The following is a 19251-nucleotide window of genomic DNA, read 5'->3' as shown; positions in this document are numbered from 1 at the left end:
GACCTGGCGTCCCTGCGTCTATGTGTCAGGCCACCAGTTCCGCGTCCGCCGCGACTGCAGGACGCCGCGCAGCCCTGGTGCGCAGGGCGAGCATCAGCACGGCACCGATCAGCGCGGGTGCCGCGAACGCCATGGCAGCCACGGGCACTCCGCCGCCAAAGCCCACCAGCAACGCGCCGTAGGTGGGCCCGGCGATAGCGCCGAGACGGCCCACGGCCAAAGCCCAACCCAGGCCGGTGGCTCGCGTAGCGGCAGGGTAGTACTGGGCAATGAAGTCGTTGATCATGTTCTGTGTTCCCAGTCCGCCAAAACCCGCGACGGCGGCAAGTACCGTCATGAGGGCGGCCGGCGGGTTGGTGGACATCAGCAGGAGGGCTGCCGCCGCGCTCACGAAGCCGACGATCACCAGCGGCCGTGGCCCGAACTTCTGGCTGGCGACGGACGCAAGGACGGTGCCGACGACGGCGCCCACCGAGTAGGCAAGCAGGAACGACACGGAAGAGCCGACGCCGAAACCGGCCGTCCGCATAATCTGCGGGAGCCAGGTGCTGACGCCGAAGATCGTCAGCAGGCTCAGGACGGTGATGGCCCAGAGCAGGACGGTGGTGCGGGCCGTCCCCTCGGCGAACAGGGCACGGGTGGGCGAGATCCGGGCGGATGGGACGGCGGATGAGATGGGGGCTGCGGCGCTGCCGGGCAGTCCGTACGCGGCTTCGAGCCTGTCCGCCTCGGCGGTGCGGAGCTGGGTGCGGAGGAAGGACGGCGACTCCGGCAGCAGGAACCAGGCGAACGGGACGATCAACAGTCCGGCAGCGCCGATGGCATACACCGGGCGGAAGCCGCTTCCCTCCAACAGGGCCAGCGAACTGAGGGATGCCACCACGGTTCCCACGGCCGGGCCCGTCAGCACGGCGCCGAGCACCAGCGATTTCTTGCCGGGCGGGGCGAACTCATTGGTGAGGGCCACCGCCGTCGGGAGCAAACCGCCCACGCCGAAGCAGGCAACGAAGCGGAACACCGCAAAAAGCTCCCAGCTGGGCGCCGCGGCGCAGGCCAGCATGGCCAGCGAGAAGAGGGCAAGGGCGCTGACAAAGATGCGGCGCCGGCCCAGCCGGTCCGTCAGTGTGCCGACGATCAGGGAGCCAAGCAGCATCCCCACCAGCGCAATGGAGCCGACGGCACCAGCGGCGGCGAGCGTGACGTTGAACGGCGGATGTCCGATCAGGCCGGGGAGGGTGGCGCCGTAGACGTAGAGGTCGTAGCCGTCCGCGAGCAGGCCAAGCCAGCACAGCACGAAGATGACGGCCAGGGATTTCCTGGGGGCATTGGAGTTCATCGTTGATTCCAATCGGATAAGACGCCAGGCAGTCCCCGGCGGGTCGTCCATCAGCTTGCCCGCCAGTGGGCATCGCCGAAATCGTACTTTTCACTGAGTGAAAATGCACTTTGTGTCGCGGGCCACAAATCAGAGCCTTGAAAAAGGTAAGGGCGTCAATCAAGGGTGAGGGGAGGCCTCGTGGCGGGAGCACGTAATGCAGCGGGGGCCGTGCCGGGGGTTCCCGGGCAGCCCGTGGTGGTCCGCGCGCTCAGCCTGCTGGCCCAGTTCACCGAACAGCGGAGGGCCCTGAACCTGTCCGAGCTGTCCCGCCTCGCGGACCTGGCGCCCGCCACCGCACTGCGCATGGTGCGCCACCTGACGGAATGGGGAGCGCTGGAAAAGCTGGAGGACGGGCGCTATGTGGTGGGAGTGCGGCTGTGGGAGATTGCCTCGCTGTCGCCCCGCGGCCACGGCGTCCGGCAGATCGCCCTGCCCTACCTTGAGGATCTTTACGAAGTGACCCGCCACCACGTGCTTCTTGCCGTTCGGGAAGGCCATGACGCTGTCCTGATCGACAGGCTCTCCTCGCGCACCGCCACCGAAGTCGCGTACAGGGTAGGTGGCCGGATGCCCCTGTCCACCACCGCCGTCGGGCAGGTCCTTCTGGCCAACGCCGCCCCGGACGTGCAGGCAGAACTGCTGGCGCAGCCTGAAGCGCAGGACGTCGGGCCGGGCAGGGTCCCTGCCAAGGACCTGCGCGCCCTGCTGGCCGAGGTCAAGCAGGCGGGCGCCGCCGTCGTGAGGCGTACCCATCCGTCGCAGACGGTATCCGTGGCGGCACCCATCCGGGGTGCCGGCGGCGACGTTGTGGCGGCGCTGTCCATCGTGGTGCCAGATGCCGCCACCCAGGCGCACGAGATGGTGCCGCTGGTGCGTGCCTCGGCCCTCGCCATCTCCCGGAGCCTGGGGCACCAGGGGAAAGCCAGCGGCGCGTGGCGGCATCCGGTGGCGCGACAGCGGGACGATACGGGCACCGACGGCACATGAAGCAGGCGGGCAGGACCTGGTGGTCCCGCCCGCCTGCTGCTGGTTCCGGGGTGTCCGCTTTAGTTCAGCGCGGCCGAATTGGCAAGGCTTAGTCCGGGCTGCTGTCCGTGCCGGCACGGGTTGACTTGCTCATCTGGAACCGCGGAATGTCGCCGGGGTTGGGGCCGCCGCGGAACTTGGGTGACGGCGCCTGGCCCTCGCTGATCCGCTGCAGTTCCTGGTCCTGGAAGTCTTCTTCCTTGCCGAGCATCACGGCGGAGTCATGGTTGGTGATCTCGCCCTTGAAGGCCCGGACCATAACGCTGCGGTCAAACTGGCCTTCCCACTTGGAGACCACGAAGGTGGCCACGCAGTTGCCCAGCAGGTTGACCACCACGCGCATGGAGTCCATCAGCCGGTCCGCACCGAGCAGGAGCGCCACGCCGGCCACCGGGAAGATCCCCAGCGCAGCGGCCGTGGCGGAGAGGGCCAGGAAGGACGAGCCCGGGACGCCCGCCATGCCCTTGGACGTGAGCAGCAGGACGCCCAGTGCGGCGAGCTGCTGGCCGAGGTCCAGGTTGTGGCCGAAGGCCTGCGCCAGGAAGAGCAGGGAAATCGAGAGGTAGATGGCTGCGCCGTCGAGGTTGAAGGAGTAGCCCGTGGGTACCACCAGGCCGGTGGTGGCGCGGGAGCAGCCGGCGTTGGTCAGTTTGGTCATGATCCGGGGCATGACGGCCTCGGTGGAGGCGGTGCCCAGGGCCAGGAGGAACTCCTCCCGGGTGTACTTGAGGAACTGCCACAGCGGCACGCGGGCAGTGAGCCAGGCGACCACGAAGAGCAGTCCGATGAAGACCACGGCGGCTCCGTAGCAGGCGGCGATCAGGACGGCGTAGGTGCTGAGCGTGCTGAGGCCGTACTGGCCGATGATGAAGGCCATGGCGCCGAAGGCACCGATGGGTGCCACCTTCATGATCCAGGACATGATCTTGAAGATCAGTTCCAGGACGGTTTCCATCAGGCTGATGACCGGCATGCACCGTTCCCGGCCGATGACCACAATGGCTGCGCCGAAGAACACCGAGAAGAACAGGACCTGCAGGAGACTGTTGCTGGCGAAGGCTCCGATCACGCTGGCTGGAATGACATCCAGGATGAAGGATGCTGCGTCCTTGGGCGCGGCAGAGCCGGTTTTGGCGTCCAGGTCAGCCTGCGACAGGGTGGCGGGGTCGATGTTCAGTCCCGCGCCGGGCTGGACCAGGTTTCCGACGACCAGGCCGAAGAGCAGCGCGAACAGGGTGGCCGCCGTGAAATAGACCAGGGCCTTGACCCCAACCCTTCCAACCGCCTTGACGTCGCCTACGGCCGAAATGCCGGTGACGATCACCAGGAAGATCAGCGGCGCGATGATCATCTTGATGAGTTTGATGAAGCCATCTCCGAGCGGCCTCAGCTGTGATCCGAGGTCCGGCCAGAAATGCCCTATGAGGACACCTGCCACGACGGCGATCAGAATCTGGAAGAAGAGCGACTTATACAGCGGCTTCCTCTTCGCGGGCACCGAACTCGCCTTCAGTGCCTCAGGGTTGGGAATCTTCATTGACCTTTGCCTCTTCGATTCGGGAACAGCCCGGGGACGCCCGGGGCTTAAGGCAAAAGTAACCCCGGTCACATCAATTCCGCAAGGGGAAATTCAGTTTCCACAATGTGAAATGCCTAAATTCAGTTTGTGACTGCTGCGCCCTTCCCGGAGTCGCCTGGGCCGCCGGGAAGCGCGTCCACAGCCTGCAGCAGGCGTTGTGCCAGTTCAGCGGCGGGAAGGGAAGCATCCGCCTGGACGAAGCTGCCGAATTCCGGCAGCCCCGCGTAGGCATCCCTGAAAGCAACCAGGTCCGCAAGGGTTTCGGAATCAGTTCCGCGCACTGTGATCCGGCGGTGCGCTTCTGCCGGGTCCAGGTCCAGGTGTACGACGGCGGCGGGCCGGGGAAGTGCCGAGAGCAGCCAGGGCAGAAAGCGGCCGCGCGGCAGTCCCCTGGTGGTGCGCAGGGCAAGTTGGCAGTGGAGGTGGCGGTCCATGATCACCACGCCATCGAAGCAGCAGGCCCGGAGATGGGACACCAGCACGTTGGTGACGCGCAGGAGCGTTTCGGCGGCATCCGCGGCCCTGGGCGGCAATTGCACGCCCAAACTGGCGGCCAGGATGGACATGGTGCGCCGGCCCGCATGGTTGCTCAGCAGCATTGCCTTGCCGCCGCGTGACCGGACAGCCTGCACCAGGGCGCGGGCCGCCGTCGACTTGCCCGAGCCGTCGATGCCGGTGAGAACGATGATCATGTGGCCTCCTTCCGCCACTTCCTACAACGCGGGCAGGCCGGCCAATGTCCCGGTTGAGGCTGAACTCACAGGACGCGCGGCAGAAAGTAGGCTGGAACTCGCAGCGTGCTTCCCCGGAACCGCTTGCAGGACCAGCCAGCAACAACGGAAGGCAGGATCATGAGCACACCGAACGATGAGCCCCGCAACACCGCGGACCTCCGCGGACCCGGCGACCCGGAGGAAGCCCGGGACAACGCGGAACAGGTCACCGAAGCCCCGCAAAGCGGCCAGCACCCGGAGCAGCCCCACGCCGCCAACATAAGGGAAGAGCAGCAGGCCCACGCTGCCGGGACCGTGCCGGCGGCGTACGTGGGAAGCGGCGAGGCTGCCGGCAGCGATGCAGAGCCTGCGGACGGCGGGCAGGAGCGCAAACCTGAGGAAGCGCTGAAGGATCCCGGAACCTGGGACGACGACGTCTAGGATGATCAGCCGTACCGATGTGGACGAGGCCGCCGAGCGGACTGCCGGCCTCACCCGGCTGACACCCGTGCTGGAGGCAGACCCCGGCCAGTACCCGGGCCCGGTCTGGTTCAAATGCGAGTTCCTGCAGCACACCGGAACTTTCAAGGCGCGTGGTGCCCTGAACAGGATCCTGGCCAGCCAGGAGCGCGGGGAGCTAACCCCGGCGGGCATCGTGGTGGCTTCCGGAGGAAATGCCGGCCTGGCCAACGCCTACGCAGCCGCCCGGCTCGGCGTGCCTGCGACGGTCTTCGTCCCAGAAGCGGCCCCCGCCGTCAAGGTCGCGAAGCTCAGGGAGATCGGTGCCGCCGTCGTGCAGGGCGGTGCGGAATACGCGGTGGCGTACGAGGCAGCCGTGGCGCATGCTGCCGAGACCGGCGCGGTGTACTGCCACGCGTACGACCAGCCGGAGATCGCAGCCGGCGCGGGAACGGTGGGCTTGGAACTGCTGGACCAGGTGCCCGGTGTGGACACGGTCCTGGTGGCCGTGGGCGGTGGGGGACTGATGGCCGGTATCGCCGCGGCCGTGGAAGGGCACGCCAAGGTGTTGGCAGTGGAGCCTGAAGGCGCACCCACCCTTCACGCTGCGCTGCGCGCGGGGAGCCCGGTAGACGTTGCCGTGTCCGGTGTCGCGTCGGACTCGCTGGGTGCCCGCAGCGTTGGCGCCATCGGCTTCGCGGTGGCGGTCCGCGCCGGCGTCGAAAGCGTCCTGGTAACGGATGCGGACATCATCGCCGCCCGGAACGCGCTCTGGAACGGCTACCGCATCGTGGTGGAGCACGGCGCCGCGGCTGCCTACGCCGCCCTGCTGTCCGGCGCGTACGTGCAGGGACCGGGCGAACGCGTGGCCGTGGTCCTGTGCGGCGCCAACACGGATCCGGCCACGCTGTAGGCGGCCGGATCCGCCGCGCAGTTAACCGATGCGCTGGTTAGCTGCAGAAGCGGCTGTAGGTGCCGCTGGCCTGCTCGTAACCGGACTGGAGTTCGGCCAGCTTCGCCTCGTCCGGGGTTTCCTTCGCCTGCTCATCCGTGTACTCCAGGATGGACTGCAGCGCGGGCTTGAGGTCATCCGAGGCAACCGCGTGGATGGGGCGGATCTGGTTGGCCAGGCGGTTCATGCCCGTCTTGCCGGCACCGTTGGCGGGGTTCGACACAACGGACTGAATACGCTCGCAGGTTTCGGTGGTGGAAAGCTGGTGGGAAGCGGAGCAGGCCGTGGCGGAGGCAAGGAGGCCTGCGGCGAACAGGACTGTGGCGAGTTTCTTCATGGATCCCTCAGTAGTCGATTGAGGGTTCGATTGTAAGCAGAATGGGGGCTTCGATGCCTTGGCGGGCATGATGCAGGCGCTTAAAATTACTGGACCATCGTGCGGAGCTGCCGCAGATTGGCCCCGCGCATCACCCGCCAACTAAGGATCCAGCATGCGCCGAACAGCACATCGCCGCACCGCCGCAGGACTCATCGCCCTCTTCGCGCTGCTTGCGCCATCCGCCGTCCCCGCCTCAGCCTCGCCGCCTTCCGGCGGCCTCGTAGTGCTCGACGGCGCCAATTCCGCCGAGGGCATTGCCGAGGGCCGCGGGACTACTTTCTACGCCGGCGAGCTGATGACCGGTGACATTTTCAAAGGCGACATCCGTGACGGGAAGGCTGAGCGTTTCATCGATGTCTCCACCTTCGACTCAAACCCCCGGATGGCTGTGGGGCTCAAGTATGACGAGCGCACCAACCTGCTCTTCGTAGCGGGCGGCGGTACCGGCAAGGCTTTCGTTTACAACGCGAAGACCGGCACGGATGCCGGCGCCGTTGACCTGGCGCCGGGCTTCATCAACGACGTCACCGTCACCAAGGACGGCGCGTGGTTCACCAACTCCAAGCGTCCGGAGCTGTACTTCGTCCCCGTCAGCCGCTCGGGAAAGCTGGGCAAGATGGAGACGAGGACCCTCAATGATCCGGCAATCGCCCTTTCTGATCCGGCAAACCAGTTCGGGCTCAACGGCATTGCGTCGGCCAAGGGCGGAAAGGTCCTGATCGTTGCCCATACCTTCAACGAGGCCGTCTACACCGTGGATCCCGGGACCGGTGACACCGCCAAGATCGACACTCCGGCGCTGCCCTACGTTGACGGCATCCTGGTGAAGGGCCGCACCCTGTGGGCCGTCCAGAACCAGCAGAACAAGATCGCCCGCATCAAGCTGTCCGGCGATCTTTCATCCGGCAAGCTCAAGGAAGAGATCACCAGCAAGGACTTTGACGTCCCCACCACCGTGGCCAAGTTCGGCGATACCCTCGCCGCCGTAAATGCGAAGTTCAACAAGATGCCGCCACCCACGCAGTATGAAGTGGTACTGGTCCCTGCCCGCAGCCACGGTCACGAAAGCAGCCACGATCAGGACGAGGACTGACAATGCCCTGGCTGGCAGCAAACCGTCGCTAGAACCGGGTTTTGCGATAGTAGCTGCCAGCCAGTTGGGGCCGGCACGGGCCAGATAGTGCTCAGACGGTGCGGGGTGCCTTCGCCAGGTTGTCCCTCAGTTCGCCGGCATTCTGCCGCTTCACGTAGGCCGGCCGGTCGCGCTCAACACGCCAGCTTTCCTCCAGCGGGCCGGCATTGACGGTATCGAAGCCGAATTCGTCGTACAGGTTCGTGACCAGTTCGGCAGCCTCCGGGTAGTCGCTGGCGGTGGCCAGGGCGCGGCGGTTGTCCGTGCCCGCCGGGGTGCCGTCCGTGGTGATGTCCTTGGCCATGATGTGGTTGAAGCCCTTGGCCACCTTTGACTGGGGCAGGTGTTCCTGCAGCAGGCCGGAGGTGGTGGCTTCGCCGTTGTCCAGCGCCGGGACGCGGCCGTCGCGCTCCCAGTAGTAGTTGTTGGTGTCGATGACGATCTTGCCTGCAAGCGGCTCCGCCGGAACGTCCTTGTAGTTCTTCAGCGGCACCGTGACCACGGCGAAGTCGCCCGCTGCGGCCGCTGCAGCGGCGGTTGCGGCCCGTGCCTTCGGGCCAAGCTCTGCCACGAGATCCGTAAGGGTTTCCGGTCCGCGCGAGTTGCTGATGACTACGTCGTAGCCCAGCTCCACCGCCTTCCGGGCAACCTGGCTTCCAATGTGTCCTGCACCGATGATTCCGATTGTTGTCATATCGGCGGCAACAGCGGCATCCATAAAGTTATTTCAGGCAACCTTCGGGAATAAAACGGCGGGGAAGCAGCTACTTTCCCAGGTAACGCCCCGGCCGGTGGTTCAGCGCCAGGATGAGGTTCAGCAGGGTGGCGCCGGCCGCGGAGAGAAGCACCATCAGCGGGGACACCAAGGCCAGCGCCGCCAGCACGATGGCCACGTCCAGCACCATCTGCACATACCCGGCCCGCCATTTCAGCTTGTCCTGCAGCAGCAGAGCCAGGATGTTGAAGCCGCCCAGGCTGGACTGGTGCCGGAACAGGATCAGCAGTCCCACGCCGGCCAGCAGGTTCCCGGCCGCAACGCCGTAGGCAGGGTCCAACTCCAGGGAGCCGAAAGCCCACGGATGCAGGCTGGCCATCACCGAGACCAGCGCGATGGCCGCCCCGGTGCGAAGGGCGAAATTCCAGCCCTTCTTCCAGATGGCGAGGCCGAAGAACGGCAGGTTGACCGCCGTGAAAATGACTCCGAACGGCAACGGAACGGTGTAGCTGAGCAGCAGTGCCAGCCCCGCCGTGCCGCCGGTCACCGCTTCGCTGGATTTGAGCAGGAACAGGCCCAGCGACGTGGCGAACGTGCCCGTCAGGATGCCCAGGACGTCCTCCACCACTGAATGGCGGACGGCCGACGGCGGCACGGCGGGTCCCGCCGTCGTCGTGCCTTGCGTGGGCGTTGCGTCAGCCGGGGCCGGGGTGCGAATAGTTGGGGTACTCACTGGGCGGCGAACCGTTCCCGGCGGGCGAGGACAGCGAGCACGCGATCGTTCGTTGCCCGGTCCGCGAGGCTGATCCGCACACCGTCGCCGGCATAGCCTCGGGCCAGGATGTCGGCCGCGGACAGCGCGTCCAGGAGCTGCCCGCGCAGTTCGTCGGAGGCTCGGAGCCAGTAGAAATTGGCCTGGCTGTCCGGGACGCCCCAGCCGGACTCCCGGAGGCTTTCGATCACGCGGGTGCGTTCTTCCGCCACGGCGTCGGTACGGGCGGCAAGCTCGTCCGTGGCTGCCAGGGAAGCAATGGCGGCGGCCTGGGCCATCCGGTTCACTCCGAACGGAATGGCCGTGCGGCGCAGGCCGTCCGCCACTGACGGACGGGCAATGGCATAGCCGATCCGCAGCCCTGCGAGCCCGTAGGCCTTGGAGAAGGTGCGCAGGATGCAGAGGTTGGGATACCGGCGGTAGAACGCCAGCGAGTCCAGGCCGGAGCTGCGCTGGTATTCGACATACGCCTCGTCCAGCACCACCAGGACGTGCGGCGGCACTGCCTGCAGGAACTCCTCCAGCGCGTCGGCCCCGATGGACACCCCGGTGGGGTTGTTGGGCGAGCAGAGGATCACCAGGCGGGTGCGGTCCGTGATGGCCGCGGCCATGGCGGGGAGGTCGTGGTGCTCGGTGTCCAGCAGCGGGACGGGAACCGGCCGGGCGCCGGCCACCGTGACCAGGATGGGGTAGGCCTCGAAGGATCGCCACGCGAAGACCACTTCATCACTGGCATCGCACACGGCGGAAATGATCTGCTGCAGCACGCCGGAGCTGCCGGGGCCCGCGGCGATTTCATCCGCGGTGACGCCGACGTGCCCGGCGATTGCCTCACGCGCATCCACCACTCCCATGTTCGGGTACCGGTGCATCCGGGAGGCTTCGGCCGCCACGACGTCGACGACGGAGGGCAGCGGAGCGAAGTGGCTCTCGTTGGAGGCCAGGGCGGCGGTCAGTTCGGACTCGGCGCTCTTGCCGGCAACGTATGCGGGAAGCTGTGCGACGGCGGCGCGGAGCGCGGGAGCGGCCGCTTCGGGAAGGGTGCTGGTCATGCCAGCATCGTGAGGTAAATTCGGGCGTCTGCGCAACACAGCCGATTGCGTCAGGACAGATCCAGCATTTCTGGCGCTGTTTGGTGGCAAAATGCTCACTATGCACCGCATCGACGCCCTTGACGCAGAGATCCTCCTCACACTCGACCGGGACCCGCAGGCCACAGTCCTTTCGCTGTCCCGGTCGCTGGGCGTGGCCCGCAATACCGTCCACGCGAGGCTGCGGCGGCTGGTGAATGACGGCAGCCTGGCGCCGTTCAGCCAGCGGGTCCGCACCGAGGCCCTGGGGTTGCCGCTGATCGCGTTCATCTCGATTTCCATCAGCCAGTCCGCCAGCGACGAAGCCACGGCGGCCCTGCGGACCGTTCCGGAAATCATCGAGATGCACGCCACCACCGGAGACGCGGACCTGCTCGCGAAAGTGGCGGCGAAGGACCCTGCCGATCTGCACCGGGTGACCAACGCGATGCTGGCGATCGCCGGCGTCGTACGCACCAGCACGGCAATGTCCCTGGTGGAGGTCATGCCCACCCGGACCCTGCCCCTCCTCGAAGCGGTGGCCCACCCCCAGTAGCCCCCTGCGGCGCGCGCTCACGTGTGGTGTATTTCGCAGACGCGGGCTCACTGGCGCCGTGGTCAGGCGAGCAGTTCCAGAGCGTCGATGAGCGCGTCCACGAACGCCGTGAGGATGGCGGGCTGGGCGCGGCCGGTCATGGTCTGGATCTGCCCGTGCCGTTGCCGCAACACCGGATGGTCCAGATGAACCGTCACCAGTTCCTCGCGGTCCCGCCGGTCCAGGGACAGGCCGCCCACCAGGGAAACGCCGACGCCGGACCGGGCGAACTGGATCACCGGGTTGATGTGGTCCGACTGCAGCGTGATGGACGGGGTGAGGCCCTCGATCTGCATGGCGAGGTCGAACAGTTCCCACTGGCTTGACCCGGGCGCCGTGACCGCCAGCTTGTAGCGGCACAGGTCCTTCAGGGTGGTGGTCTGCTGCGCGGCGAGGGGGTGGTCCGGGGACACCAGCGCGAAGGCCACAGGCGTTGGTGTGGAGTGCTCCACGGTCACCTTTGACTGCGGCCCCAGCGAGAACACCACGGCGACGTCGGCCTCGCCCTCCGCCACGCGGCGGGTCCCTTCGGAGGAGGAGACGACGTCGAGGTGGAATTCGACGTCGTCATGCTGGCGGCTGAGGCCGGCGATCGCCGAGGGGACCCACACCCTGGCGAAGCCTTCCGCGCAGGCCACCCGCAGGGTCCTCGTCTTCCGCTGCATGGAGACCAGCAGTTCCTCCCGGACCGCGGCACCTTCCGCCTCTGCCCGCCGCACGTATGCCAGCAGGAGCCTCCCCGCCTCCGTCAGTTCCACGCCCCGGGCATGCCTGTGGAACAGCGGCATGCCCAGCGAGGTTTCCAGCTTGTTGATCTGCCGGCTGATGGCGGATGCGGACACGTGCAGCTTTGTTGCGGCCTCGGTGAGCGTGCCCTCCTGCGCCACGGCGTCAAAGTACAGAAGCGCCGGAGTCAGCATGTTCACTGGCGGCGTCCGTTGTTGAGGTTTGCATTCAAGTCAACGCTCATCAACAAAACGATACTGGTTGTTTGTGCCCGGGACACCTAACTTTGGACTCACGCCATACGAACAAAGGAACCACCGAATGCAGGAACGCACGGAACTATTGGCCGCAGCAGCGGAGTATGTGGACTCCGGCCGCTTCCGGGAGGATTTGGCCCGGCTGGTCTCCTACCCGACGGAAAGTTTCAGCCCGCAGGGACGCGTTGCACTGAAGTCATACCTTGATGATGTTATTGAGCCTGCGTTCCAGGCGATGGGCTGCACCGTAAACCGCTTCGACTCCTGGCGGGGCGGCGCCAACTCCTTCCTGGTGGCCACCTGGCACGAGGATCCTGAGCTGCCCACCGTTCTTTGCTACGGGCACGCCGACGTCACCGACGGCCAGGCGGGAGAGTGGAGCGCCGACCGCAGCCCCTGGACACTCAGCGACGAGGGCGACCGCTGGTACGGCCGCGGCGCCGCCGACAACAAGGGCCAGCACTGGATCAACCTCGTCTCGCTCCGGCTGCTGCTTGAACAGCAGGGCCGCCTCGGCTTCAACCTGGTGTTCCTGCTGGAAGGGGCAGAGGAGATCGGTTCCCCGGACCTCGCCGACTTTGCCGCCGAACACCAGAACCTGCTGCGGTCCGACGTCTTTATTGGCTCCGACGGCCCCCGTCTCGCCGCCGGAAGCCCCACGGTCTTCCTGGGTGCACGCGGCGGCGTCAGCTTCGAACTGATTGCCGATCTGCGCGCTGGCTCGTACCACTCAGGAAACTGGGGTGGGCTCCTGCGGAACCCGGCCACCACGGTGGCGGCCGCCGTCGGGTCACTGGTGGACGGCCACGGCATCATTCAGTTGCCCGGACTGCTCCCGGCCGGTATCCCGGACTCCGTCGCCGCTGCGCTGGACGTACTGGACCTGGTGCCGAATCCCGGCGACCCCCAGGCGGACCCGGCCTGGGGAGACCAGACCCTCAGCCCGGCCGAGCGCCTCTACGCCTGGAACACCCTCGAGGTGCTGGCGCTGGGAGCGGGCAACCCGGACAAGCCAGTCAACGCCATTCCCGGGACCGCCCGGGCCGCACTGCAACTGCGGTTCGTGCCGGGCACGGACGTGGTCAACCTTGAAGCGGCCATCCGCAAACACCTGGATTCCGCGGGCTTCGGCATGGTGGAGCTAAAGATGGGCACCTCGTTCGCCGCCAGCCGCATCGATCCGGACAATCCCTGGGTGGCCTGGGCCGCGAACTCGCTGGCAGCAAGCACCGGCCGTGAGGCCACCGTCCTGCCCAACATCGGCGGCTCCCTTCCCAGCTACGTCTTCTCAGATGTCCTGGGCCTTCCAACCCTCTGGATCCCGCACTCCCACCCGGGGTGCCAGCAGCATGCCCCGGACGAACATCTCCTGGCGGAGGTGGCCCGGGAAGGCCTACAGATCGCCAGCGGCCTGTTCTTCGACCTCGCTAATTCACACAGTCCCGCGTCCACCGGCGCGGACCGGCCCTCCCTGACCGTCAGCTCCGTATCCTGAACCCTGGAGTTTCCATGACCATTCCCCAGCAAAAGAACCAGCCCACGGCCCGCGCTGCCGACGATGCGCCGGTCGCAGCGCCCGATTCCCGGGCAGCCACCCGGGGGATCGTTGCCGCCACCATCGGCAACGCCCTCGAATGGTTCGACATTGCCATCTACGCCCTGCTTGCCATCTACATCGGCCGCAACTTCTTCCCCAGCAGTGATCCCGGCGTCGAACTCATCCAGGCGTTTGCCGTGTTCGGTGTCTCCTACCTCATCCGTCCTTTGGGGGGACTGGTGCTGGGCTCGTTCGCGGACCGGCATGGGCTGAAGAAGGGCCTGACGGTCACCATCCGGCTGATGGTCCTCGGCACCGCGTTGCTGGCCTTCATGCCGAACTACGGCACCATCGGGATCCTGGCCCCCATCGGCATTGTCCTGGCGCGGCTAATCCAAGGCTTCTCCGCCGGTGGAGAGTTCGGCGCCGCCACCGCCTACCTCATCGCCCAGAACGGCAAACGCAAAGGCTTCCTGGGCAGCTTCCAGTTCGCCAGCCAGGGGCTGGGCAGCTTGATCGCGGCGATCTTTGTCGCCGTCCTGACCACCGTCCTGACCGATGCGCAGATGACCGAATGGGGCTGGCGGATTCCCTTCTTCTTCGGATTGCTGGTGGGACCGGCCGGGTTCCTGATCCGCAGGGAGATGAAGGAAGTGCCCGTCCAACGGGGCGCTGCGGAGGAGAAGCATTCCCCCATCCGGGACGTGTTCGCCACGCAGAAGACGGGAATGCTGCTGGCCGGTGGCGCGCTGGCGGTATCTACGGCGCTGAATTTCATCCTGCAGTACATGCCCACCTTCGCCATCAAGGAACTGGGGCTCGAGCCGGGTATCTCCTTCACCTCGCTGATCATTACCGGCGTCATCCTGACCTTTGGAACGCCGGTGGTGGGGCACCTCTCGGACAAGTACGGCAGGCTCCGTATCATGGTGCCCACCGTGGTGGTCCTGCTGCTCGCCGTCGTACCTCTCTTCATGTGGGTCATCAGCGCCAAGTCCTTCCTGGTGCTGGCACTGGTGATGACCATCCTTGGCCTGCTCAAGGCCGCCTATTTCGGCGCGCTGCCCTCCGTCATGTCGGATTCCTTCGACGTCAGGACCCGTGCAACAGGGTTGTCCTTCAGCTACAACACGGCCGTGGTGGCCTTCGGAGGATTCACGCCCATGATTGCCGCGTTCCTGGTGCAGCAGACGGGGCAGGCCGTGGCGCCGGGCTACTACCTGGCCGTGGTGGCCATCATCAGCCTCGTTGCACTCGCTGCCGGCGTGAAACTCCGCGGCATCCGGTAGGCACCCGGCGCCCGCCCATCTGCGGCGGGTCCCGCGAGGCCCACACGGTGCGGCAGATTTGCGAAACGCCCGCTCACCTTCCTCCATTTGGAGCAGAGGTGGGCGGGCGTTTCGGTGTAAGCCGCCAAAGGTGAGCGGGCGTTCGGTTTTAGACCGCCACAAGTGCGCGCGATTGTGGGAAATTCCGCCGAGAAGTGAGCGCGCGTCGCGGGGGAGAAGGAACGTAACGGAACAATTTCTCCCAACCATTAACGGTCAAACCCTTGACCAGCTTTGTCATCCCTTGATAAACCAGAAGTGCAGAAAGCGTTTTCCATCCGACGCGGACCCCCAGCCCACCCCTACAAACCGGTGCGCTCCCGCGCGGTTGAAACGTTCCAAACTGTTGAGCGGCAGACTCAGCTGCCGCCGCATCAAAGGAGATGTTCTTTTGGTTTACCACTCGCAGTGTTCCCCCAAATCCCGGGCCGGCAGGGCCTGGAAAGCAGCACCACTGGCAGCAGCGGCGGCGTCCCTCACCGCCGCGGCACTCGCCTTTACCGGAGTTCCGCTGGCCCAGGCGGACCAGTCCACAGCACCGGGCCAGGCCGCAAAGTCGGCCCTCAAGCGCCAGGTGGAAAACCTGGACCGCGCGCCCGTGGCCGTGCTGACGGACCAGGGCGTCACCCTGGGCTGGCGCATGCTCGGCCTGGACAAGGACAGCGTGGGCTTCCAGGTGTTGCGTGATGGCAAGCAGATCACCAAGGAGCCCATCCGGGATACCACCACCTTCGTTGACCCCGACGGAACGGCCCTGTCCAAGTACGTCATCAAGACCGTGGGCAATGGCAACGGGCAGGACAAGCTCAGCTCCGAGTTCACCCCGCTGGCGCAGAACTACCTGGCCATCAAGCTGGACAAGCCGGCGGACGGCGTCAGCAAGGATGGCAAGCCTTACACCTACAGCGCCAACGACTCCACGGTGGCAGACCTGGACGGCGACGGCGCCTACGAGATCATCCAGCTCTGGAACCCGTCCAACGCCCAGGACAACTCCAAGTCCGGCTTCACGGGCAACGTCTACGTCGATGCCTACAAGATGGACGGCACCAAGCTCTGGCGCATCGACCTGGGCAAGAACATCCGCGCCGGCGCGCATTACACCCAGATGCTGGCCTACGACTTCGACGGCGACGGCAAGGCCGAGGTGTCGTTCAAGACTGCAGACGGCACCACGGACGCCGCAGGTACCGTCATCGGCGACGCCGCGGCGGACTACCGCAACAGCGCCGGCTACGTCCTGTCCGGCCCGGAGTTCCTGACGGTCTTCAACGGCGCAACGGGCACCATCATGGACACCGTTCCCTACGATCCGCCACGCGGCAACGTCCCGGCCTGGGGCGACGGCTACGGCAACCGCGTGGACCGGTTCCTGGCCGGCGTCGCCTACCTCGACGGCGAAAAGCCGTCCCTGATGTTCAGCCGCGGCTACTACACCCGCACAGTCCTGGTCACCTATGACCTGGTGGACGGCAAGCTGGTGAAGCGCTGGACCTTCGACTCGGACGTCGCCGGTGCCGAATACAAGGGCCAGGGCAACCACAACCTGTCCGTGGCGGACGTGGACCAGGATGGCAAGGACGAGTTCGTCTTCGGTTCCATGACCATCGACGACGACGGCAAGCCCCTCTACAACACCAAGCTGGGCCACGGCGACGCCATCCACACCGGCGACCTGGACCCGTCACGGCCCGGGCTGGAAACCTTCGCGGTGCACGAGAGCATGAGCCAGAGCGGCAACCGCGGCGCCACCTTCCGCGATGCCGCCACCGGCGAAGTGCTGTGGAGCATCCCCGCCATCAAGGACACCGGCCGCGGCGCCACGGGCGACATCGATCCCCGGTTCCCCGGCTCCGAAAGCTGGGCTGTGGGCGGCGACGCTGCCTGGAATTCGCCGGTCGGCTTCCTGATGTCCGCCAAGGGCGAGAGGATCTCGGACAAGATTCCGGCCGCCAACTTCATGGCCTGGTGGGACGGCGACCTGCTGCGCGAAATTGTGGACCACGAGTTCGACGCCGAGGCAGGCATGGGTGTCCCCACCATCTCCAAGTGGAACTGGGAGACCGAAACCAGCGACCGGTTGCTGACCGCCACCGGCGCCCGCACCAACAACCACACCAAGGGCAACCCGTCGCTCCAGGCCGACCTGCTGGGCGACTGGCGCGAGGAACTGGTCTTCCCGTCCACTGACAGCACCGAACTGCGGATTTACACCAGCACCTCGCCCACCGAGGTCCGGCTCCGCACGCTGATGCACGATCCGATGTACCGGACCGGCGTGGCACGCGAGACCGTGGGCTACAACCAGCCGCCGCACCCGAGCTTCTTCATTGGCGAGGGCATGGAGACGCCGGCAGCGCCGTCCGTCTTCTACGCAGGCAAGACGAAGTAGCAAACACCGCAGGACAGCAGCAAAGCACCGCCCGCCCCGGGAAGAGGCGGGCGGTGCTTTCGTTTCGAAATGCAGTGTACGACGACGGCACCCGCCTAGGGCGGGCCGTCAGCCGGGGTGCGGCGTCGGTCAGTGCTGGCCGAGGTTGCCGCCTACCGGGGGCAGGCCACCGTCGGGGCGGCGCTCATCCTCGCGGCGTTCACCGGCGCTGAATTGTTCGCCTTCTCGCGTTTCGTCGGATTCTCCCGCGGTGTCCACCAGGCCGTTGGTCTGGTCGAACGGGTGGCCGATCCTGTCATCGCTGAGGTCTGCGACCGATCCGTCGGTGACCGGACCGGGGGAGCCGGCCGCCGGCGTCGTGCCTGTTACGCCGGCGCCGCTGCCCGTGACCCCTGTACCGCTGCCTGTAACCCCTGCGCCGCTGCCGGTGGTCGTGTCCGTGGGAATCGGCGTGACGGTGACGGGCTCGCCGGGAGCCACGGGGGTGACCGTTTCGTCGGCGCCCACCGTGGTGTCCTTGTTGCCGCTGGAAGCCATGGCCGCTGCAGCGCCGGCCACTGCGGCTACGCCGACGCCGGCTGCCATCTTGCCTGAGACGCCTGCCTTGCCGGAGTCGCCGCGGGAGGTGCCGGCGTGCTCAACGCCGGGCGTACCCATCGATGCGCCGGGGTTGACGCTGCCGCGCCAGGCTCCGCTTGCGTAACGCTCGTCCTCGATGAATTCCTTGAACTGCTGCAGGTCGGACTCGGCCTGGCGGTCCACCACGTGCAGCTTGTCGCCGATCTTCTCCACCACGCCTTCGGGCTCGTACTCAAGCGTCAGCCGAAGGGAGGTCTGGCCGCCGCCCACGTCCTCGAATTCGACGGCTCCAGCGTTGGTTGCGCCCTCCGTGGCTGCCCAGGAAACCTTGCGGTCCGGTACCTGCTCCAGAATCTTGGCCTCCCACTGCCGGCGGATGCCGCCGATCTCGGCCACCCATTCCAACCGGTCGTCGCTGAGTTGGGTGACGCTCTTGACGCCGCCCATGAAGTGCGGGAACTCCTCGAACTGGGTCCACTGGTTGTAGGCCGTGCTCACCGGAACGTTCACCAGAATGCGCTTTTCCACCTTCGTGCTCATAACGTCTCCTTTGCTCTGTTACCGGAAGCCGATTGATCAGTAGAAATCATCAGCATGCTTACCAAGTTACCTTCCGGAGGAGCAGGTTTCCACCCCCTGATTTTGGGTGGCGGAGTGCCAGGAGAAGCGAACGGCGGCGGCGCCAGGGTCAGGCGGCGGCGTCGGTCAGGGTGCCACCACCACCCCGTACGACCCCTCGTTCAGCGGGTTGGCTGTCGCGGAAGGTGCCACCACGCCAAAGTCGTAACCCCGTGCCCGCAGGGCGTCGATGGTCCGGGCGAGGTAGGACCACTGCGACGCGGGGCAGGACAGGACATCGTTGCCGTCGTGAAGCAGGATGATCGCACCGGGTGCCGCTTCATCCAGGACGTACTTCTGCACGCCGGCCGCGCCGGGGCATTCGAAGTCGCCGGGCTGGCCCACATGCCAGCGCCACTGGATGCCGCCGCTCATGCCGATGCTCCTGATGTAGTTCAGCGAGTAGGACGTGCTGTTGCCGAACGGGAAGCGCATCAGCTTGGGCGTTGCGCCGGTAATGGCAGAGATCGCCGCGTTGGTGCGGTCAACCTCCTGCCGCTGCCTGGTCTGGCTCAGTTCCGGGAAGTTGGCGTGATCCCACGAATGGTTGCCGATCACGTGCCCCTCGGCTTTGATCCGGCGGACGAGGTCGGGGTACTGCTGTGCATGGTTGCCCTGGAGGAAGAAGGTCGCCTTGACCCCCTTCTGCTTGAGGACGTCGAGGACGAAGGCCGTGCGCTGGACTGACGGGCCGTCGTCGAAGGTGAGGCCGATCAGCGGCTTGTCCGCTGCGTTGGCCGCCACGGGGCTGCCCACCAGCAGGGCCGCAGCCAAGCTCGCGGCAGCCAGGACCACGGCGGCAAATTTGCTTTTCATGGTGCTCGTTTCCCTTCCCAAGGTCCTCCTGAACCTTGTTTAGGTGAAGCACCCTATGGCGCACTGAAAGGCGGTGTAAACACGCTCCGCGCCTCGACTGGGTAACATCTGGCGGCACGAAAAAGCCGTTACGTGGGCGTTATTTTGAGGGGCCCGCCGAGGGCGGCGTGAGGAAACGGATGACGGCGGCGCGCGGCCTTGGATGAAAGGGTCCGGGCGCCGCCGTCG

The 19251-nt window shown here is 66.4% G+C and carries 18 protein-coding genes; 8 read left to right on the top strand and 10 right to left on the bottom strand.

Annotated features, from left to right (window positions below):
- Positions 1–25: 25 nt before the first annotated feature.
- A complete protein-coding gene (locus tag ACP3TD_RS18225) occupies positions 26–1336 on the bottom strand; it encodes an MFS transporter (protein ID WP_426764389.1) in 1311 nt (436 codons plus the stop codon).
- 180 nt (positions 1337–1516) lie between these two features.
- On the opposite strand from ACP3TD_RS18225, the gene ACP3TD_RS18220 reads away from it, so the two are divergent.
- Positions 1517–2365: an IclR family transcriptional regulator gene (locus tag ACP3TD_RS18220; RefSeq protein ID WP_426764388.1), complete on the top strand. Its 849-nt coding sequence runs from the start codon at positions 1517–1519 to the stop codon at positions 2363–2365.
- A gap of 88 nt (positions 2366–2453) precedes the next feature.
- Here ACP3TD_RS18220 and ACP3TD_RS18215 read toward each other — a convergent pair whose 3' ends face one another.
- Positions 2454–3941, bottom strand: coding sequence for a cation:dicarboxylate symporter family transporter (locus ACP3TD_RS18215; RefSeq protein ID WP_426764387.1), 1488 nt, complete (start codon positions 3939–3941; stop codon positions 2454–2456).
- 122 nt (positions 3942–4063) lie between these two features.
- Positions 4064–4675, bottom strand: coding sequence for a thymidylate kinase (locus ACP3TD_RS18210; RefSeq protein ID WP_426764386.1), 612 nt, complete (start codon positions 4673–4675; stop codon positions 4064–4066).
- Positions 4676–4834: 159 nt separating this feature from the next.
- On the opposite strand from ACP3TD_RS18210, the gene ACP3TD_RS18205 reads away from it, so the two are divergent.
- A complete protein-coding gene (locus tag ACP3TD_RS18205; protein WP_426764385.1) occupies positions 4835–5137 on the top strand; it encodes a hypothetical protein in 303 nt (100 codons plus the stop codon).
- 1 nt (position 5138) lies between these two features.
- Positions 5139–6068 (top strand): threonine/serine dehydratase, encoded by a 930-nt coding sequence (locus ACP3TD_RS18200; RefSeq protein WP_426764384.1) that lies wholly within the window; start codon positions 5139–5141, stop codon positions 6066–6068.
- Between the two features lie 37 nt (positions 6069–6105).
- Here ACP3TD_RS18200 and ACP3TD_RS18195 read toward each other — a convergent pair whose 3' ends face one another.
- Positions 6106–6444 (bottom strand): hypothetical protein, encoded by a 339-nt coding sequence (locus ACP3TD_RS18195; RefSeq protein WP_045731153.1) that lies wholly within the window; start codon positions 6442–6444, stop codon positions 6106–6108.
- Positions 6445–6598: 154 nt separating this feature from the next.
- On the opposite strand from ACP3TD_RS18195, the gene ACP3TD_RS18190 reads away from it, so the two are divergent.
- Positions 6599–7579, top strand: coding sequence for a hypothetical protein (locus ACP3TD_RS18190; RefSeq protein ID WP_426764383.1), 981 nt, complete (start codon positions 6599–6601; stop codon positions 7577–7579).
- Between the two features lie 91 nt (positions 7580–7670).
- Here the strand turns inward: ACP3TD_RS18190 and ACP3TD_RS18185 are convergent, their stop codons facing one another.
- From ACP3TD_RS18185 to ACP3TD_RS18175, 3 genes are all read right to left on the bottom strand, one after another.
- Positions 7671–8312 (bottom strand): NADPH-dependent F420 reductase, encoded by a 642-nt coding sequence (locus ACP3TD_RS18185; RefSeq protein ID WP_426767293.1) that lies wholly within the window; start codon positions 8310–8312, stop codon positions 7671–7673.
- A 70-nt stretch (positions 8313–8382) separates the two neighbouring features.
- Positions 8383–9066 (bottom strand): YitT family protein, encoded by a 684-nt coding sequence (locus ACP3TD_RS18180; protein ID WP_426764382.1) that lies wholly within the window; start codon positions 9064–9066, stop codon positions 8383–8385.
- The gene (locus ACP3TD_RS18175) at positions 9063–10157 is read right to left on the bottom strand and encodes a histidinol-phosphate transaminase (protein WP_426764381.1); all 1095 of its coding nucleotides are present in this window, start codon (positions 10155–10157) and stop codon (positions 9063–9065) included. The genes ACP3TD_RS18180 and ACP3TD_RS18175 overlap by 4 nt, the downstream gene beginning before the upstream one ends.
- A 91-nt stretch (positions 10158–10248) precedes the next feature.
- Between ACP3TD_RS18175 and ACP3TD_RS18170 the strand changes: the two genes are divergently transcribed.
- Complete coding sequence (locus ACP3TD_RS18170; RefSeq protein WP_426764380.1) at positions 10249–10731, top strand: Lrp/AsnC family transcriptional regulator; 483 nt, start codon at positions 10249–10251, stop codon at positions 10729–10731.
- A 62-nt stretch (positions 10732–10793) separates the two neighbouring features.
- Here ACP3TD_RS18170 and ACP3TD_RS18165 read toward each other — a convergent pair whose 3' ends face one another.
- The gene (locus ACP3TD_RS18165) at positions 10794–11690 is read right to left on the bottom strand and encodes a LysR family transcriptional regulator (RefSeq protein WP_426767291.1); all 897 of its coding nucleotides are present in this window, start codon (positions 11688–11690) and stop codon (positions 10794–10796) included.
- Positions 11691–11817: 127 nt separating this feature from the next.
- On the opposite strand from ACP3TD_RS18165, the gene ACP3TD_RS18160 reads away from it, so the two are divergent.
- The 3 genes from ACP3TD_RS18160 (at position 11818) to ACP3TD_RS18150 (ending at position 17010) form a co-directional block, all read left to right on the top strand.
- Positions 11818–13248 (top strand): M20 family metallopeptidase, encoded by a 1431-nt coding sequence (locus ACP3TD_RS18160; RefSeq protein ID WP_426764379.1) that lies wholly within the window; start codon positions 11818–11820, stop codon positions 13246–13248.
- A 14-nt stretch (positions 13249–13262) separates the two neighbouring features.
- Positions 13263–14579, top strand: coding sequence for an MFS transporter (locus ACP3TD_RS18155; RefSeq protein ID WP_426764378.1), 1317 nt, complete (start codon positions 13263–13265; stop codon positions 14577–14579).
- A 430-nt stretch (positions 14580–15009) separates the two neighbouring features.
- Positions 15010–17010, top strand: a complete 2001-nt coding sequence (locus tag ACP3TD_RS18150) for a rhamnogalacturonan lyase (protein WP_426764377.1) — start codon at positions 15010–15012, stop codon at positions 17008–17010.
- A gap of 129 nt (positions 17011–17139) precedes the next feature.
- Here the strand turns inward: ACP3TD_RS18150 and ACP3TD_RS18145 are convergent, their stop codons facing one another.
- Both ACP3TD_RS18145 and ACP3TD_RS18140 read right to left on the bottom strand, forming a co-directional pair.
- Positions 17140–18129 carry an SRPBCC family protein gene (locus ACP3TD_RS18145; protein ID WP_426764375.1) on the bottom strand — a complete coding sequence of 330 codons (990 nt, stop codon included), beginning with the start codon at positions 18127–18129 and terminating at the stop codon, positions 17140–17142.
- Positions 18130–18294: 165 nt separating this feature from the next.
- Positions 18295–19023 carry a polysaccharide deacetylase family protein gene (locus tag ACP3TD_RS18140; RefSeq protein WP_426764374.1) on the bottom strand — a complete coding sequence of 243 codons (729 nt, stop codon included), beginning with the start codon at positions 19021–19023 and terminating at the stop codon, positions 18295–18297.
- Positions 19024–19251: the final 228 nt, after the last annotated feature.

It is taken from the genome of Pseudarthrobacter sp. 1G09 (assembly GCF_050038305.1).
GTDB classification, from domain to species: Bacteria; Actinomycetota; Actinomycetes; order Actinomycetales; family Micrococcaceae; genus Arthrobacter; species Arthrobacter equi.
The sequence above is the reverse complement of the archived record's forward strand: the minus strand, read 5'-3'. Positions and strand labels throughout refer to the sequence as shown.

What these genes read in the sequence shown, in the direction of transcription:
- ACP3TD_RS18200 (WP_426764384.1), top strand. Translation starts at nt 5,139, where the DNA reads ATGATCAGCCGTACCGATGTGGACGAGGCCGCCGAGCGGACTGCCGGC.
- ACP3TD_RS18160 (WP_426764379.1), top strand. Translation starts at nt 11,818, where the DNA reads ATGCAGGAACGCACGGAACTATTGGCCGCAGCAGCGGAGTATGTGGAC.
- ACP3TD_RS18205 (WP_426764385.1), top strand. Translation starts at nt 4,835, where the DNA reads ATGAGCACACCGAACGATGAGCCCCGCAACACCGCGGACCTCCGCGGA.
- ACP3TD_RS18155 (WP_426764378.1), top strand. Translation starts at nt 13,263, where the DNA reads ATGACCATTCCCCAGCAAAAGAACCAGCCCACGGCCCGCGCTGCCGAC.
- ACP3TD_RS18210 (WP_426764386.1), bottom strand. Translation starts at nt 4,675, where the DNA reads ATGATCATCGTTCTCACCGGCATCGACGGCTCGGGCAAGTCGACGGCG.
- ACP3TD_RS18185 (WP_426767293.1), bottom strand. Translation starts at nt 8,312, where the DNA reads ATGACAACAATCGGAATCATCGGTGCAGGACACATTGGAAGCCAGGTT.
- ACP3TD_RS18190 (WP_426764383.1), top strand. Translation starts at nt 6,599, where the DNA reads ATGCGCCGAACAGCACATCGCCGCACCGCCGCAGGACTCATCGCCCTC.
- ACP3TD_RS18140 (WP_426764374.1), bottom strand. Translation starts at nt 19,023, where the DNA reads ATGAAAAGCAAATTTGCCGCCGTGGTCCTGGCTGCCGCGAGCTTGGCT.
- ACP3TD_RS18215 (WP_426764387.1), bottom strand. Translation starts at nt 3,941, where the DNA reads ATGAAGATTCCCAACCCTGAGGCACTGAAGGCGAGTTCGGTGCCCGCG.
- ACP3TD_RS18195 (WP_045731153.1), bottom strand. Translation starts at nt 6,444, where the DNA reads ATGAAGAAACTCGCCACAGTCCTGTTCGCCGCAGGCCTCCTTGCCTCC.
- ACP3TD_RS18225 (WP_426764389.1), bottom strand. Translation starts at nt 1,336, where the DNA reads ATGAACTCCAATGCCCCCAGGAAATCCCTGGCCGTCATCTTCGTGCTG.
- ACP3TD_RS18170 (WP_426764380.1), top strand. Translation starts at nt 10,249, where the DNA reads ATGCTCACTATGCACCGCATCGACGCCCTTGACGCAGAGATCCTCCTC.
- ACP3TD_RS18145 (WP_426764375.1), bottom strand. Translation starts at nt 18,129, where the DNA reads ATGAGCACGAAGGTGGAAAAGCGCATTCTGGTGAACGTTCCGGTGAGC.
- ACP3TD_RS18175 (WP_426764381.1), bottom strand. Translation starts at nt 10,157, where the DNA reads ATGACCAGCACCCTTCCCGAAGCGGCCGCTCCCGCGCTCCGCGCCGCC.
- ACP3TD_RS18165 (WP_426767291.1), bottom strand. Translation starts at nt 11,690, where the DNA reads ATGCTGACTCCGGCGCTTCTGTACTTTGACGCCGTGGCGCAGGAGGGC.